The sequence below is a fragment of the Ruegeria sp. YTSC199 genome, from assembly GCF_059609725.1.
Window position 1 is genome coordinate 119,364 of the sequence record NZ_JBXWMF010000009.1, and the last position, 12,593, is coordinate 131,956.

General features: G+C 53.0%; 12 protein-coding genes. 6 read left to right on the forward strand and 6 right to left on the reverse strand.

Annotated elements, in window-relative coordinates; all coding sequences use genetic code 11:
* Positions 1-98: 98 nt before the first annotated feature.
* The gene (locus AC2FEE_RS10930) at positions 99-1,427 is read right to left on the reverse strand and encodes a tetratricopeptide repeat protein (RefSeq protein ID WP_496865137.1); all 1,329 of its coding nucleotides are present in this window, start codon (positions 1,425-1,427) and stop codon (positions 99-101) included.
* A 146-nt stretch (positions 1,428-1,573) separates the two neighbouring features.
* Between AC2FEE_RS10930 and AC2FEE_RS10935 the strand changes: the two genes are divergently transcribed.
* Positions 1,574-1,816, forward strand: coding sequence for a hypothetical protein (locus tag AC2FEE_RS10935; RefSeq protein ID WP_496865138.1), 243 nt, complete (start codon positions 1,574-1,576; stop codon positions 1,814-1,816).
* A 23-nt stretch (positions 1,817-1,839) separates the two neighbouring features.
* Positions 1,840-3,480 carry a sulfatase-like hydrolase/transferase gene (locus AC2FEE_RS10940; RefSeq protein ID WP_496865139.1) on the forward strand — a complete coding sequence of 547 codons (1,641 nt, stop codon included), beginning with the start codon at positions 1,840-1,842 and terminating at the stop codon, positions 3,478-3,480.
* Between the two features lie 121 nt (positions 3,481-3,601).
* Here AC2FEE_RS10940 and AC2FEE_RS10945 read toward each other — a convergent pair whose 3' ends face one another.
* The 4 genes from AC2FEE_RS10945 to AC2FEE_RS10960 form a co-directional block, all read right to left on the reverse strand.
* Positions 3,602-5,275, reverse strand: a complete 1,674-nt coding sequence (locus AC2FEE_RS10945) for an alkaline phosphatase family protein (RefSeq protein WP_496865141.1) — start codon at positions 5,273-5,275, stop codon at positions 3,602-3,604.
* A 311-nt stretch (positions 5,276-5,586) separates the two neighbouring features.
* The gene (locus AC2FEE_RS10950; RefSeq protein ID WP_496865142.1) at positions 5,587-5,808 is read right to left on the reverse strand and encodes a DUF8737 domain-containing protein; all 222 of its coding nucleotides are present in this window, start codon (positions 5,806-5,808) and stop codon (positions 5,587-5,589) included.
* Complete coding sequence (locus AC2FEE_RS10955; protein ID WP_496865209.1) at positions 5,757-6,440, reverse strand: IS6 family transposase; 684 nt, start codon at positions 6,438-6,440, stop codon at positions 5,757-5,759. The genes AC2FEE_RS10950 and AC2FEE_RS10955 overlap by 52 nt, the downstream gene beginning before the upstream one ends.
* Before the next feature lie 460 nt (positions 6,441-6,900).
* A complete protein-coding gene (locus AC2FEE_RS10960; RefSeq protein ID WP_496865144.1) occupies positions 6,901-7,779 on the reverse strand; it encodes a LysR substrate-binding domain-containing protein in 879 nt (292 codons plus the stop codon).
* A gap of 103 nt (positions 7,780-7,882) precedes the next feature.
* Here AC2FEE_RS10960 and AC2FEE_RS10965 point away from each other — a divergent pair, with 103 nt between their 5' ends.
* The gene (locus tag AC2FEE_RS10965) at positions 7,883-8,107 is read left to right on the forward strand and encodes a hypothetical protein (protein ID WP_496865146.1); all 225 of its coding nucleotides are present in this window, start codon (positions 7,883-7,885) and stop codon (positions 8,105-8,107) included.
* Between the two features lie 389 nt (positions 8,108-8,496).
* Complete coding sequence (locus AC2FEE_RS10970; RefSeq protein WP_496865147.1) at positions 8,497-9,267, forward strand: lysophospholipid acyltransferase family protein; 771 nt, start codon at positions 8,497-8,499, stop codon at positions 9,265-9,267.
* 329 nt (positions 9,268-9,596) lie between these two features.
* Here the strand turns inward: AC2FEE_RS10970 and AC2FEE_RS10975 are convergent, their stop codons facing one another.
* Positions 9,597-9,965, reverse strand: coding sequence for a hypothetical protein (locus AC2FEE_RS10975; RefSeq protein ID WP_496865148.1), 369 nt, complete (start codon positions 9,963-9,965; stop codon positions 9,597-9,599).
* Between the two features lie 622 nt (positions 9,966-10,587).
* Between AC2FEE_RS10975 and AC2FEE_RS10980 the strand changes: the two genes are divergently transcribed.
* The gene (locus tag AC2FEE_RS10980) at positions 10,588-11,184 is read left to right on the forward strand and encodes a TetR/AcrR family transcriptional regulator (protein ID WP_496865150.1); all 597 of its coding nucleotides are present in this window, start codon (positions 10,588-10,590) and stop codon (positions 11,182-11,184) included.
* 121 nt (positions 11,185-11,305) lie between these two features.
* The gene (locus tag AC2FEE_RS10985; protein WP_496865152.1) at positions 11,306-12,412 is read left to right on the forward strand and encodes an alkene reductase; all 1,107 of its coding nucleotides are present in this window, start codon (positions 11,306-11,308) and stop codon (positions 12,410-12,412) included.
* The last annotated feature ends 181 nt before the right edge of the window (positions 12,413-12,593 follow it).

Sequence of the window (12,593 nt, forward strand, 5' to 3'; positions counted from 1 at the left end):
AGAAAGCGCACTTTGCAAAATCGTCCGGAACTGCTCATTGCCACCTTTGCTAGAAAGTACCGAAGTAACTCCAGTAGCCGGAATTCGATTTTACATTGCTAACTTGGTGGCTTCCAATTGGCTTGTCTCATGGCGTCACCGAGGTCTTTCCCGTATCTTGGATCGGCAAACAGCTTTTGAAACAGCGTATCCACGCGACTGTCTGGCCACTCACGTGAGAGTTTTTGCGATAGAGTCCGAGCTTTACTTTCGTTCCCCAGCATCTGATGTGCCGCCATAAGGTAAGCAACGGTCACAGGCCCGACGGGGCCGCCTTTTTCAGTTGCCCGTTCAAAGGCTGACACAGCGCCTTCATAATCCTTCAGATGAAACTTTGCGGATCCCATCGCGTTCTGAAAGACATAACCGCGTTCCAGGTTGATTTTCGAGAGTGCGCCCTCGCTAATTGCCACGACTTGTTCAAACGAACCAGAATAAAGCAGGACCAGCGACACGAACTCCAACACATGTACATCGTTTGGGGCCAAACGCTGTGCTCTTTGTGCAAATTCCATGGCCTCAGGCCAGTTACCCTTGGCAAACTCGACCCAGGCTTTTGCGGACTGGCTCCAACCAGTTTCGGCGGCCAACTCAATGGCTCTGTTGGCCTGCGCATCCGCGTAGCCCAACATGTCCCGGGCCAAGTCGGAATCCGGTGTCAGAACAGCAATCGTCGCGGCAACCTGCGCGGCTCCTGCATGGCCTCCGAAATAGCTGTCGTCGTTATCAATTGCTCCTTTGAACATGATCAGAGCAGCGTTAAGTCGCGCGGGCTCCAAGGCCGGAAAGATCAGGTCCCGACCGGCATTGGCTAGATTTACAGCCTGAAGCCGCATTGGGGATGCATCAAAAATGGCGCCGCGCTCATCTCGGCTCAAGCCATCGACTGGTAAGTTATTTGGAGCTTCTTGCTTTATCGACATCAACGCAAATGTTGCAGCAGAGCAGACTAGAGTGAAAATTCCGGTAAACCAAATGACCGGGCGAGACGAAGCGAGCAGTCTGGTTTTCGGCTCTGTTTTTTTTGTTTGAGCCGCGTTGGGCCCTTTTACTGATATCACCGGTGCATATCCGCCCTTTGGCAAGTGGAACACCATGCACTCGTCGCGGCCATCTTCGGTGTAATACTCAGCTAACTTGCGCCGCAGGCGACCGGCGTCCACGCGCACCACGTTTTCACGGCGCGCCATCTCGGACATAACCCCACCGTAGACATCCATCGCAATGGTCTTGGCGCGAATTTCTTCGGCCCTGCCATTGAGCAACTCTTCGACCACATACACAAGAAATTCCTGCAATCGCTGTGAGCCCTCGAAGGTCGAGGACCCGACAAGCCGCCGAAGAGCGGCCCGCACGTCCTTCGCGTCAGGCGTGCTACCATCAATCATAGCCGTTGATGTGTCGTCGGATAAATCCATTTTATCAGTGAGATAAACCTCTCATTACACCGTATTATGCCCCGATAAACCTATCGTGAGAAGTGAATTTGTTGTTCAATTGGGAAAACCGCTGATCCATCGAATGCGCCATCCAAATGCAGAGTAACGCCGTTGATACCCTGTTTCCCAACCACCAGGCCGCAATTGCGGACTTAAGGCGTGCGGACGCGGTGTTCGATGAAATCTGCCGGGACTATCAGCTTCTCAGCGACGAGTACGTCTCTATGAACACTGAGCCGGGAAGCCAATCGTACCAGTTTGCCTGCGACATCCGCGAATCCTTGGATGGTCTTCGGGATGAAATCGCACAGTCGCTGCGGCGTGCAGGAAAGATGTAATCCTAATTGGGGAGGGGATACCTATGAGATCAATGTTAAAACAAGCCTCGGCCATGTTGCTGGTGGCTGGCGCGAGCTTTGCTCAGGAAACGCCCATCATACACGACGGTGAGTACGAGTTTCTCCGCGCGCAGTTTGGGGAGCAGTGGGACGCTCAAGATACGGAAATCGAAGCAAAGCTTGCCGAGATCCGTGACACCAATGGAGGAAAACCACCCAATATCCTTTACATCCTGATAGACGATGTCAGCTTCGGTCAGATGGGCAATCGGACGATGAACTACGTTACCGGTTTCGATACGCCAAACATCAACGACTTTGCCACGGAGGGCATGTCTTTGATGAGAATGTATACTGAGCCATCCTGCACACCGACACGAACGGCGATGCTGACCGGTCGTCACCCGGTGCGTGCTGGCGTCGAAGAGGTCAAAGTGGCGCTGGTCGGTGAAGGTCTTGCGGCCGAAGAAATCACGATTGCCGAAATCCTGAAGGAAGAAGGATACAACACCGCGCATGTCGGGAAATGGCATCAGGGTGATATTGAACAGGCTTACCCGCATAATCAGGGTTTTGATTGGGCGGCCTTTCCCTTGCATCAGCAGGTTCAGCTCAGCCTGATGACACGGGACGCGATGGTTGCCAACAACATGCTTGGCTTCCATCCGTCCGGTCAGTCCAACCAATTCCAGCTCGACGAGCGGTTTAAGCCTTACGGTCTGGTAACCGGCGTTGAAGGTGAAGCAGGCGGCCTTGCTCGTGAGGTCGACATGGCGCCGGGCGAAGAGTGGACACAGGCGAAATACGAAGAAATGAACCTGCGCTATCAGCGTCAGGCACTGGAACAGCTGGAGCGGCTTGCCTCGCACGAGGACCCATTCTTTATGCAATACTGGCCGCTCTATCCGCTTAACTTCGCTTACCCAGATCAGGCAGTTTCCCGCAATGGCGGCTTCCATGCCGACAAGTTGCAGGTTCTGGACGGCTGGATCGGCGAGATTCTTGAGAAACTGGACGAAACCGGCAAGGCAGACAACACCCTCGTAATGATCATGGCTGACAATGGCTTGATGTATCACTACGAAGGAACATCCGGCCTTAACCAGCTGATTTATCGCGGCGGTAAGACACAGCACCTTGAAGGCGGCGTGCGGACTGATGCGTTCATCCGGTGGCCGGGCGCAATCGAGCCGGGCAGCGCGGCAGGTGACATCGTGCATGTCTCGGACCTGTTCACAACCTTTGCCCGGATCGCAGGCGCTACCAACCGCATTCCGCGTGACCGTGTGATTGACGGAATTGACCAGACGGCGCTGCTGCTTGAGGGCGAAGGCAATTCGCGTCGCGACTACGTTTATGTGTACGAAGGGCCCGCGTTGCGATCAGTGGTCAAGCAAGAGTTCAAGATGCACCTTCCGGCACCCGGCCAGCCCGGAGCTGCAGCCCCCGTGTTCAATGTCTATCGCGACCCACGTGAAGAACATCCGCTTGTCGGGTATTCACTATGGTCCGGTGCATCTTTCCAGGACATGGTCAAGCGCCATCAGAAAACCATCGCGATGCACCCCCATCTGCCACTGGGCAAGGGTGTGCCGTATGAAGGTATCGAGAATCTTCGTCCTGAAAGCGAGTTGACCCGAGAAGTCTTCTCTAGCTGGCAATGATGAGTCTAGACGGCGGCACCAATCCGTCGCCGTCTAAACGTCTTGACGAAGTGACACAATGCACAAGCTATCACGCGGAAAGCGGTCGCTGTTTCTGAGCTCACAGATACTTCTCACGAGCTTAAGGACTAGAAGAGCCAATTTCCATCAACGTTTCACCAGCAGCGCTGCTAGGTTGGCTGATGCCCAATAAATTGCTTAGTGTAACAGCGACATCCACTGTTGAAACTGGACGACTTACTCTGGCCGGTTTGATGTCGGGCCCAGAGAAGATGATCGGAACGTGAGTGTCATAGCGCCAAGGTGATCCGTGCATTACGGCAATCGGACCATCCTCAAACAGAAATGAATACGGAGTCTGCACAACGTAAATGTCTCCAGAGCGTGTTGGGTGGAAATTGCGCCGGATTTGGTTCTGCAGCGTGTGACCCTGTTGTTCAGCGAGCGGTACAGTCGGCATGGCAAGCTCAATACCCGGTTCAGCCATTAACCTTTCGGCGACGCGCCGTTCGATCAACCGGAGGTCTGTGCCTGCCGACGATATAGCGTTGTGGTCGAGATAAACATATGGACGAAAAAAGAACTGAATCGCGCCCTCAACACCGAATTCATCAGAAATAGTGGTATTTACCTCCGCCATCAGTACGTCGGTGGAGTTTCGGAAAGTCGTGAGTCCGGCTTGAGCCATCTCTTCCGGGGCTTCGGGCATGCCATGATCTGCGGAAAGCACGTAAAGTACATTCTCGGGTCCGACTTCTCGATCCAGAAAGGCGAAAAAATCTGCCAGCGTCTCGTCCAAGCAGCGCACCATTTCTTCATTTTCCAGGCTGGTTGGTCCAAAGAAATGGTTGGTTGCGTCCACGCCCGAGAAACTGATGGAGAGGTAGTCGGGCCACTCGTCATGGCCTAGTTCTTCTTCTTTGATAACAGTTTTTGCAAAATCCGCCGTGATCCGATCTCCATGCGGTGAAACCAGGACCTGTGTGTAATAGAGCCCATCTTCCGGCGTCCCATAGAAATGTGGGAAAGTACGACCGAACGTGCCGAGATTTGTTACGAATGGACGTTCCTCTTTGTCCATCAGGTAGGGCGCGTCCGAGCATTCCGGCCACCATTCACTCTCGATTTTCGTATCTGCCGGGCGCTTGGCGTTCCAATCGTTTGCCCAGTCAGGATATGCGTCATAATAGTACGTGCTTGTTTCAAACGCGCCAGTGGCCGTCGACATCCAAAAGGCCTTGCCGACAAGTCCGGCCATTGCAACCGCCGAACGGTCTTTGCCAGACACAGAAAACACTTTGGATCGGCCCGCATTGGACTTCGACAATTCATCTCCGAAGGTTGTGGCCAGCAGGTTGACAGGCGAACGGCCTGAGGTCGTAGCGGCAGCCTGTGTTGGGTCAACTTGATCGACCTCACCCCCAAAGCCGGGAACAGCTAGCATTGGAAAGTCCGGGTCCTCAATATTGTACCCCAGACGCTCCTCAACCCGGTTAAACCAGGCGTTTCCAATCATACCATGTTCAGATGGGTATGCCCCAGTCGCAAGAGTCGCGTGGCCGACAATAGTTTCGGTGTTGGCGTGCCTATGGTGAGCGTCGGTGTACCAGACACCGTTTTTCAGAAGCCTGTTAAACCCTCCATCGCCAAAAGAGGCGTTGTACCGGGAAATCAAATCTCCACGCAGCCCATCCACTGTTATCTGCACGACAAGTCGAATGTCTTCCGTGGCACTTACTGCCGTAGCGGAAACGGATAGAAGGATGGTTGCGGCTAATGACCAGTATCTCTTCATTTTCTTACCTTGCAGGGTGACCTCAGCCCCGAAAGTATCAGTGCCTGTGCAGTTCGGCTACTGTCAGTACGATCCCACCATTGAGGTGTCCGTTCTATTAAGACCAAAGCCAGCTTACGATATTGATCGCTCGTCTGCTTAGTCCGCGAACTGTGAATTCGCCCGTCATCCGTTTTCGGCGTTGCAGCGAATGACCGCAAAGCGGGCCGCGACCGCAGCATCTTAGCCGGTCGGTGAACGGCAGGAATGGGCCGGTGAGACTCAGAGGGGCGGGCAGCAGCGCTGCCTGCCCTGGAACAAAACCTGTCCTCTCATGCCGAGGCTGTCTTGGGGCCAACTGCCTTCAACAGCCGTGCAAAGATCATCACATGCGTGACCAAAAGTACCGGCACAAAGAATGTTGGAATGAACCAAGTGGGACCAAAGTAGGGTTCTGTCGCAAATTCCTTTGAAGGACGAGAAGACGACGCAGGCAGGTTGATTATCCTACCAGTTGAACAAACTGCTGAAACGGGGAGAGTCCGGGTGTGCATTGACCTTTGCGGATCATGTTGTCCGGCTCGATGCCAGCCAGGGCAGATGCAGCTGAATCGAAAGACTTGAAACCCAACATGGGCCTGATCCGACGTTTGATGAATCGATGGTCTTGTTCAACGATGTTGTTGAGATACTTCTGCCTCACCATCTCGATCGGTATCGGACAACCAAAGCCTTTCAACATCTTGTTTATGGATTTGATTCCAGCAGTGTTTGCGCTGCTTTTGTCGATGACAATCTTCCGTGGCAAACCGTTCACCTCAAGCGCACGAGCGAAGAACTTCGTTGCAGCAGCTTTGTTCCGGCGATTGGATAGCATGAAGTCCAGGGTTTTGCCGTGTTTGTCTATGGCGCGATAGAGATAAACCCACTCACCCTTCACTTTCACATAGGTCTCATCCATGCGCCACGAACGGTCGGTAGGAAGCTTCTTGTACCGCGAAGCATCAGCTACAAGGCCGGCGTATCGACTCACCCAACGGTTCAGCGTCGCGTGATCCAGGTCAACACCGCGTTCCGCCATGATTTCTTCCAGATCCCGATATGAAACGCCGTATCGGAGATAGAAGAAAACAGCGTACAAGATCACTTCTTTCGGAAAGTGTGCACCCTTGAATGAGATGGTCACGGTCTGCTCCTGTCTTTTCTGAGCATGCGCTACCAAAACGACACTCAGTCTGACAGGTGGAACAAAGTTTGCGACAGAACCCACCAGAAGCTTCATCGAGAGCAACAGACGACAAACCTTCCTTTGCAGATTTTGATCCAAATAGTTCGGCGATCTTTTCGAGCTTTTCAAGCGAGAACTTAGTTGAAACGGCGGGAGGATCTCGCCTGCTAAAAACATCACCAAGCAGTTTAGACATTGCATCATTGTCTGCTTCCGACATTCGTCGAACTACGATCTCTGAACTAGTCATTCGGCAAATCTCCTAAAACCAGTGGCGTAAATACCTGGCACAAGGTTAGCTTTTTGCGCTTGGTGATTGTATTTGAACATGGGTAAAGCCGTATCAGTCGACGGGACCGTCTAAGTCTTTTGCGAATTGCGATTTATCAGTAGCACTGGCTTTCAGCCCTTCGTTTCCTTAATCGCTTGCGCATTCGTCGAGCAGCCATTGGCGGACGGCGCGAACGGCTTTGCGGCGCCCGGCGCGATTGTTGACTGCCAGGTAGTACCCGCCGAATGGAATTTCGATGTCCGCCAGTTCAACCAAAGCCCCCGATTGGAGTTCAGGGCCACATAAATTCTTGTCCATCAACACGGCCCCAAGACCGGCGACTGCCGACTGGATTGCCAACAACGCGCCAAGTGGATGGGGCAATTCGAGGTCAGGGACCTCTTTAAGTCCGGCCTGCTTGAACCAATCAGTCCACAGGCGGAACGTAGCTTCTTCAATCAAAGGGCCGCGAGCAAGCGCCTCGATATCCAACTTGCCATCTGAAATCGGCGCAAAGCCAGGTGCCGCATAAGCCCGAACTTCAGATTGAAACAGCAGATCGTATCCTTCGACCGATCCGGTTCGCAAATACCTCACCCCAATGTCGAAATCGTGGGCCTCAATATCCATTACCTCGGTGGTTACAGACAGTTTCAGTTCAATTTCGGGGTGACGGTCCTTAAGGCTTGCAAGTCGTGGGATTAGCCATTTCTGAGCAACGGTGGTTTCTGTCGTCAGCGTCACGGTGCCTTTGGGAGGGACCGAAAGCACCTCCGTTGCCAGAGCGATCCGGTCGAAGGCCGGCGTAATCTCGGTCAAGTATGTTCGACCTTGATCGGTCAGTGCAACTCCGCTGTTCTGGGTGCGGAAGAGATGAACGTTCAGACGCGCCTCAAGCCCTCTTACATGCCGGGAAATCGCGGAATGGGAGACGCCCAACTCTGCGGCGGCTTTAGTGAAACTGCCTAATCGACCCGCAGCTTCAAAGGCGCGCAAAGCGTTTAGAGGGGGCAAAAGTCTCGACACAACTATTTGTGACTTTTTGGAACAATTGGTGTCAAGTAACAACGTTTGAGTGCGATAGTCGCAGCGATGCATGGTCGAGGAAAGACAATTTCTGGAGGCGACTATGAAACCCATTGATAAAAACGAATTTGAGAATTTTGCAGCTAACGTAGCTCCAAAGCATTTTGGCCGATTTGATCTGACGGGATGGCTTCTGGGCTTTCTCAAGCCGTCGATACAAACAGGTCGCGACCCGGTCCACCTGACGCATCGGCTGCTTAGAGATGCAGGAATCGACGAGTTGGACATCGAGAAAAAGAAGCTAATGAGTGCGCCGCTGATCCGCTGAACCCTAACGGACTATGAACGCCTGCTCCATGTTCTCCGCACAAAATCACCGCGGAGCTGAATTTCGACTAAGCGGAGTGCGACTGGACCGGCGGTATCTTAGCATGGCTTGCAAATGAAGCCCGCTGCGGGGCTCAATCCGGTCATCTGACGGTTTACCGATTTACTACGCCAAGGCCGGTCAGTTGGTACTCAAGTCACACTGAAGCACCAAGATACATTCCCCTACGTCGTCTTTTCTCATTGATCTGGCATTGACTTCGACAGATAGAGAGGTGTGCGGTGGCTGCCTTCCTTCTCAAGTGGCGCATGTCAAAGCGCTGCCGGAGGACCTCCGGTGGCCTTTATTCACGGCTTACGCACCTGCCACAGGCCCTATCAGAGGACGTCATGCCCCTTTCACCTGACGGTCAAGACCGCGCCACTCGCGCCATTGACCCTTTGCCAATACGCCTAATCAAGCGCGCTATACTGGTTCTTATCGGCCTGTTTTATTTCCTCTTCGTGGCCTTTGTCCCTCTTCTTTGCGTTCGGCGCAGAGGGTTTCGGGGTTGGTATTGGCGCCTGGTGAAACGATCATGTTCACGCCTGCTGTGGCTCCTCAGCATCCGCGTCGAGATGCGTCCTGAGGAAAAGAATGCCCTCGCCGCCGACACCAACAGCATCATCGTGGTCAACCACCGTAGCCATCTCGATGGATTCAGTCTCATGCACGTGGTGCCCGACACCAAATGGTTCACCTTCGCGGCGAAGGCAGAGTTCTGGAACAGCAAACTCCTGCGTACTGGTTTTGATGGAGCGGGTCTCGTCCCTATCAACCGGGACTCCGGTTCAACGGCCATGGATACGCTTATAAAGGCTGTCAGGGAAATGCCTGCCCGCTGTTCCATCGTGCTATTCCCAGAAGGCACCCGAGCCAAAACAGAATCGCTCGGGGATTTTAAAGCGGGTGCTGTCTTAGTCGCCCGAGAAACCGGTCGCACGATCACCCCTATTGTCATCCACGACAGCGATAGTCTACTTCCACGCGGCAATCATTTACCGCGCAGCGGGACGATCCGTGTGGAGGCATTGCCAACATTCGCGTGCGATCCTGCCGCTAGTGTGGATGAGGATCTGGCGCGATTGCGCAGGCAGATGATGGCTGTGTTTGAGCGGTGAAGTCTGTTTGACAGAAATATGCAGAAACCGAGTTTGTTGAGTTTCGGCTACGCGTAGCGGCAGATAACAGATTTGCGGAGCAGTTGTACTTGTCGGTGGGGTTATCTCCAACGGGTATCGATATGCGAAGACCTAGTTAGTACCCGTATTTCAGTATGCTCTTGGCTAATCTTATTTATTGATGGGCTGCTTGGTATTGTCTCTGAACTCTCAGAAGAGAATGGGCATTTAAGCGCCCTGATCTCGCTATTCTTGCCGGAGGCAGAAAAAGCAGAGGAGACACGAATTTGCCAGATGCTGTACGACGTATGAGTGACCAAAAGCTAGCACTAAGCTGCCATCAGATCTCCAGCTTTGCCTGCGATATCGACTATGCAATCATCGCCGGTCTGAATGCGATTTGCAGGGCTTTCCCCTCCGAGTTCTAATTTGGGTGAGGTTAACCAGAACGCGCATTGCCACGGGGTCATTTCACGTGGCAGGGCTTTCAACACTTTTTCCATCAAAGGAAGCGGGGTTCCATCCTCAGCAAACTGGAAAGATGGATAGGCGTTGGCTCCTTTGTAAGGCAAAGAAAGTACCTTCCCGGTTCGTGCCCAGATGTCGGCTATCCGCGTGATCTGCCAGTAGCCCTTCTGCCATTGTGCGTGCACGCCGGCATCGTCCAACAACGGATACTCACGTGCAAAATCATCCATCCGGATGTCATTGACCGCGCAATAATGTCCCTCGAATTTGTGCAAATACATCTACTTACTCACTGAACTCACTAACAACTCATGAAACGATACTGCCAAAAAATCGTTCTAACCAAAGTTAAGAAGTTCACATTGGGCAAACTTAACTTCAGCTAACTGCGTTTTTTTAACCTAGCGCACTGAAATTATTGTTGGTTTGCTTACGATGGCCCGCTGTTTTTATACTCGTAAAACCAGTTCAGAATTCGTGGCTTTGTTACACATTGGGGTAGTAATCCTCACAGGTTGAGGGCATTGACCATGGATCTACCGAACCGATCTTTGGTTTGTGAGTGATCAACATCAACGCATTGGGCAAAGCCACCAGTCAATCTGTCCAGTGTTGGAAACTAGTGCCGAGGGTGAACTCTCTTTTCCACGATCACGATCCTCTTCTTCTGACACTCCCGCAAAAAACAAAAGGTCCCGATCCTAATATTGGCGTGACACCAAGCGCGATGGGGAGGTTTTGCATTCCTACCGACCTAATAAATTCCTGTCGTGGCTGCAATTCGGACTGAATATTCCAAAAATTCTCTACCGCTATCTTGAACTTCTGGACTGATCATTCCACATCTAAGCCATGAGGAAAGAAACTCTTCCAGTTACGGACATCAAGTCGACCGCAGGCCCGGGTCGGCCTCGTGCCTTCGACGAAGCCGAGGCTTTGGAGAAAGCCTTGTGCGTATTTTGGCACAAGGGCTACGAGACCGCTTCTGTGGACGATCTGACCAAGGCCATGGGTTTGAGCCGATCCAGCTTCTATGGAACGTTCGGCAACAAGCAGGCTTTGTTTCACAAAGCCCTCAGGCACTATTCAAGGCGTGGTTTGAAATCTCTGCGTGACGTTGCAGATGCGGGCGGAGATGACCCCGTTGGTGCGATAATGAAAGCTCTGGCGAACCCGCAAGGCGGTCGTGACGGCTGCATGCTGATCAATTGCCTTACAGAGCTTGCTCCTCATGATGATGAAGTGGCGACTCTCGGGCGGCAGCATTTGGAGAGTATTGACGAGATTATTGCGAGAGCGCTTGAGCCTTCGGATCCGGGACAGGCACTCGACAAGGCACGCGCCTTTGCGTCCCTTGCAATCGGCACACTAGCCTTGCGCAAGGCGGGCGTTCCCGCTGAGCAGATATCGCAAACCCTGAAACAAGCCCGGTTGGTGATATCGCCATAAGGCCTCCTGCCACCATAGGGAAATGAAATCTAAAACAAACTCAATCAAGAGACAGTGACCCTAATATTGGACTGATCGGTACAATAATATCTGAACGAAGTTTACCAAGAAGGAAGCAGCAATGGCTGATGAAAAACTGTTCTCCGGCATCAAAGCTGGTGCAATCGAGCTGAAAAACCGCATTGTCATGGCGCCACTGACCCGCAACCGGGCAAGAGCCGAGGATGACAGTGTCCATGAATTGCAGGCCAAGTACTACGCGCAGCGGGCAGATGCTGGTCTGATCATCACGGAAGCATCGCAAATCTCGCCCCAAGGCAAAGGCTACGCCTGGACGCCCGGCATCTATTCCGAAGCGCAGATCGACGGCTGGAAAAAAGTGACTGAGGCCGTCCATGCCAAGGACGGGAAGATCGTAATCCAGCTTTGGCATGTGGGCCGGATTTCGCATTACAGCTTACAGCAGGATGGTGGCGCTCCTGTTGCACCATCCGCAATTGGAGCTAAGGCCAAGACGTTTGATGGTGAGCAGTTTGTTGAAACATCTGAACCGCGGGCTCTGGCCATCGAAGAAATTGCTGGCATCGTTGCGGACTACCGGAGGGCCGCGGAAAACGCCAAAGAGGCCGGTTTCGACGGTGTCGAGGTCCATGCAGCCAACGGATACCTTATCGATCAATTCCTGCGGGACGAATCCAACAAGCGTGAAGACGAATACGGCGGTCCTGTCGAGAATAGAGCACGGTTCCTGAAAGAGGTCATGGACGTGGTTGTCGATGTCTGGGGCGCCGACCGCGTTGGTGTCCGCCTCAGCCCATTCTCGGACGCCAACAACATCTCCGACAGCGACCCGCAGGCGACATTCACCCATGCGGTCAAATTGCTGAATGGCTATGGGCTGGCCTATCTCCATCTCGTGGAGGGACAGACCGGCGGCCCGCGCGATATTCCGGAAGGTGGCGATCTGAAGGCGCTCTATGAATTGTTTAACGGTGCGAAAATGGGCAACAACGCTTATGACCGGGAAATGGCGGTTGAAGCGGTTGAAACCGGAGCCGTCGATCTGGTGGCCTTTGGCCGGCCGTTTATTTCAAACCCTGATCTTGTCAACCGGTTGGAGAAAGGCGCCGCTCTGAATGAGCTCGATCCAACTACCCTCTACGGCGGCAATGAAAAAGGGTACACCGATTACCCGGCACTAGCAGAGGAAGCGGTTGCCGCAGAGTAATACATCGCTCTAGCCTCCGTAGTGACAGGCAATACCAAATGGAGTGAGCGCGCCGATTTGGACGCGTTCACTTCGCGGGCACGGCAATATCCTTTCTTGAAGCCGGGATCTAACACAAGCCCGCGAATGAACTGCTTCTCTATGATCAGGGTTGAATATTTCCAATCAGAAAGCACTCTTG

Coding starts and splice junctions, on each gene's coding strand:
- AC2FEE_RS10930 (WP_496865137.1), bottom strand. CDS start 1,427: ATGATTGATGGTAGCACGCCTGACGCGAAGGACGTGCGGGCCGCTCTT.
- AC2FEE_RS10935 (WP_496865138.1), top strand. CDS start 1,574: ATGCAGAGTAACGCCGTTGATACCCTGTTTCCCAACCACCAGGCCGCA.
- AC2FEE_RS10940 (WP_496865139.1), top strand. CDS start 1,840: ATGAGATCAATGTTAAAACAAGCCTCGGCCATGTTGCTGGTGGCTGGC.
- AC2FEE_RS10945 (WP_496865141.1), bottom strand. CDS start 5,275: ATGAAGAGATACTGGTCATTAGCCGCAACCATCCTTCTATCCGTTTCC.
- AC2FEE_RS10950 (WP_496865142.1), bottom strand. CDS start 5,808: ATGCACACCCGGACTCTCCCCGTTTCAGCAGTTTGTTCAACTGGTAGG.
- AC2FEE_RS10965 (WP_496865146.1), top strand. CDS start 7,883: ATGAAACCCATTGATAAAAACGAATTTGAGAATTTTGCAGCTAACGTA.
- AC2FEE_RS10970 (WP_496865147.1), top strand. CDS start 8,497: ATGCCCCTTTCACCTGACGGTCAAGACCGCGCCACTCGCGCCATTGAC.
- AC2FEE_RS10975 (WP_496865148.1), bottom strand. CDS start 9,965: ATGGATGATTTTGCACGTGAGTATCCGTTGTTGGACGATGCCGGCGTG.
- AC2FEE_RS10980 (WP_496865150.1), top strand. CDS start 10,588: ATGAGGAAAGAAACTCTTCCAGTTACGGACATCAAGTCGACCGCAGGC.
- AC2FEE_RS10985 (WP_496865152.1), top strand. CDS start 11,306: ATGGCTGATGAAAAACTGTTCTCCGGCATCAAAGCTGGTGCAATCGAG.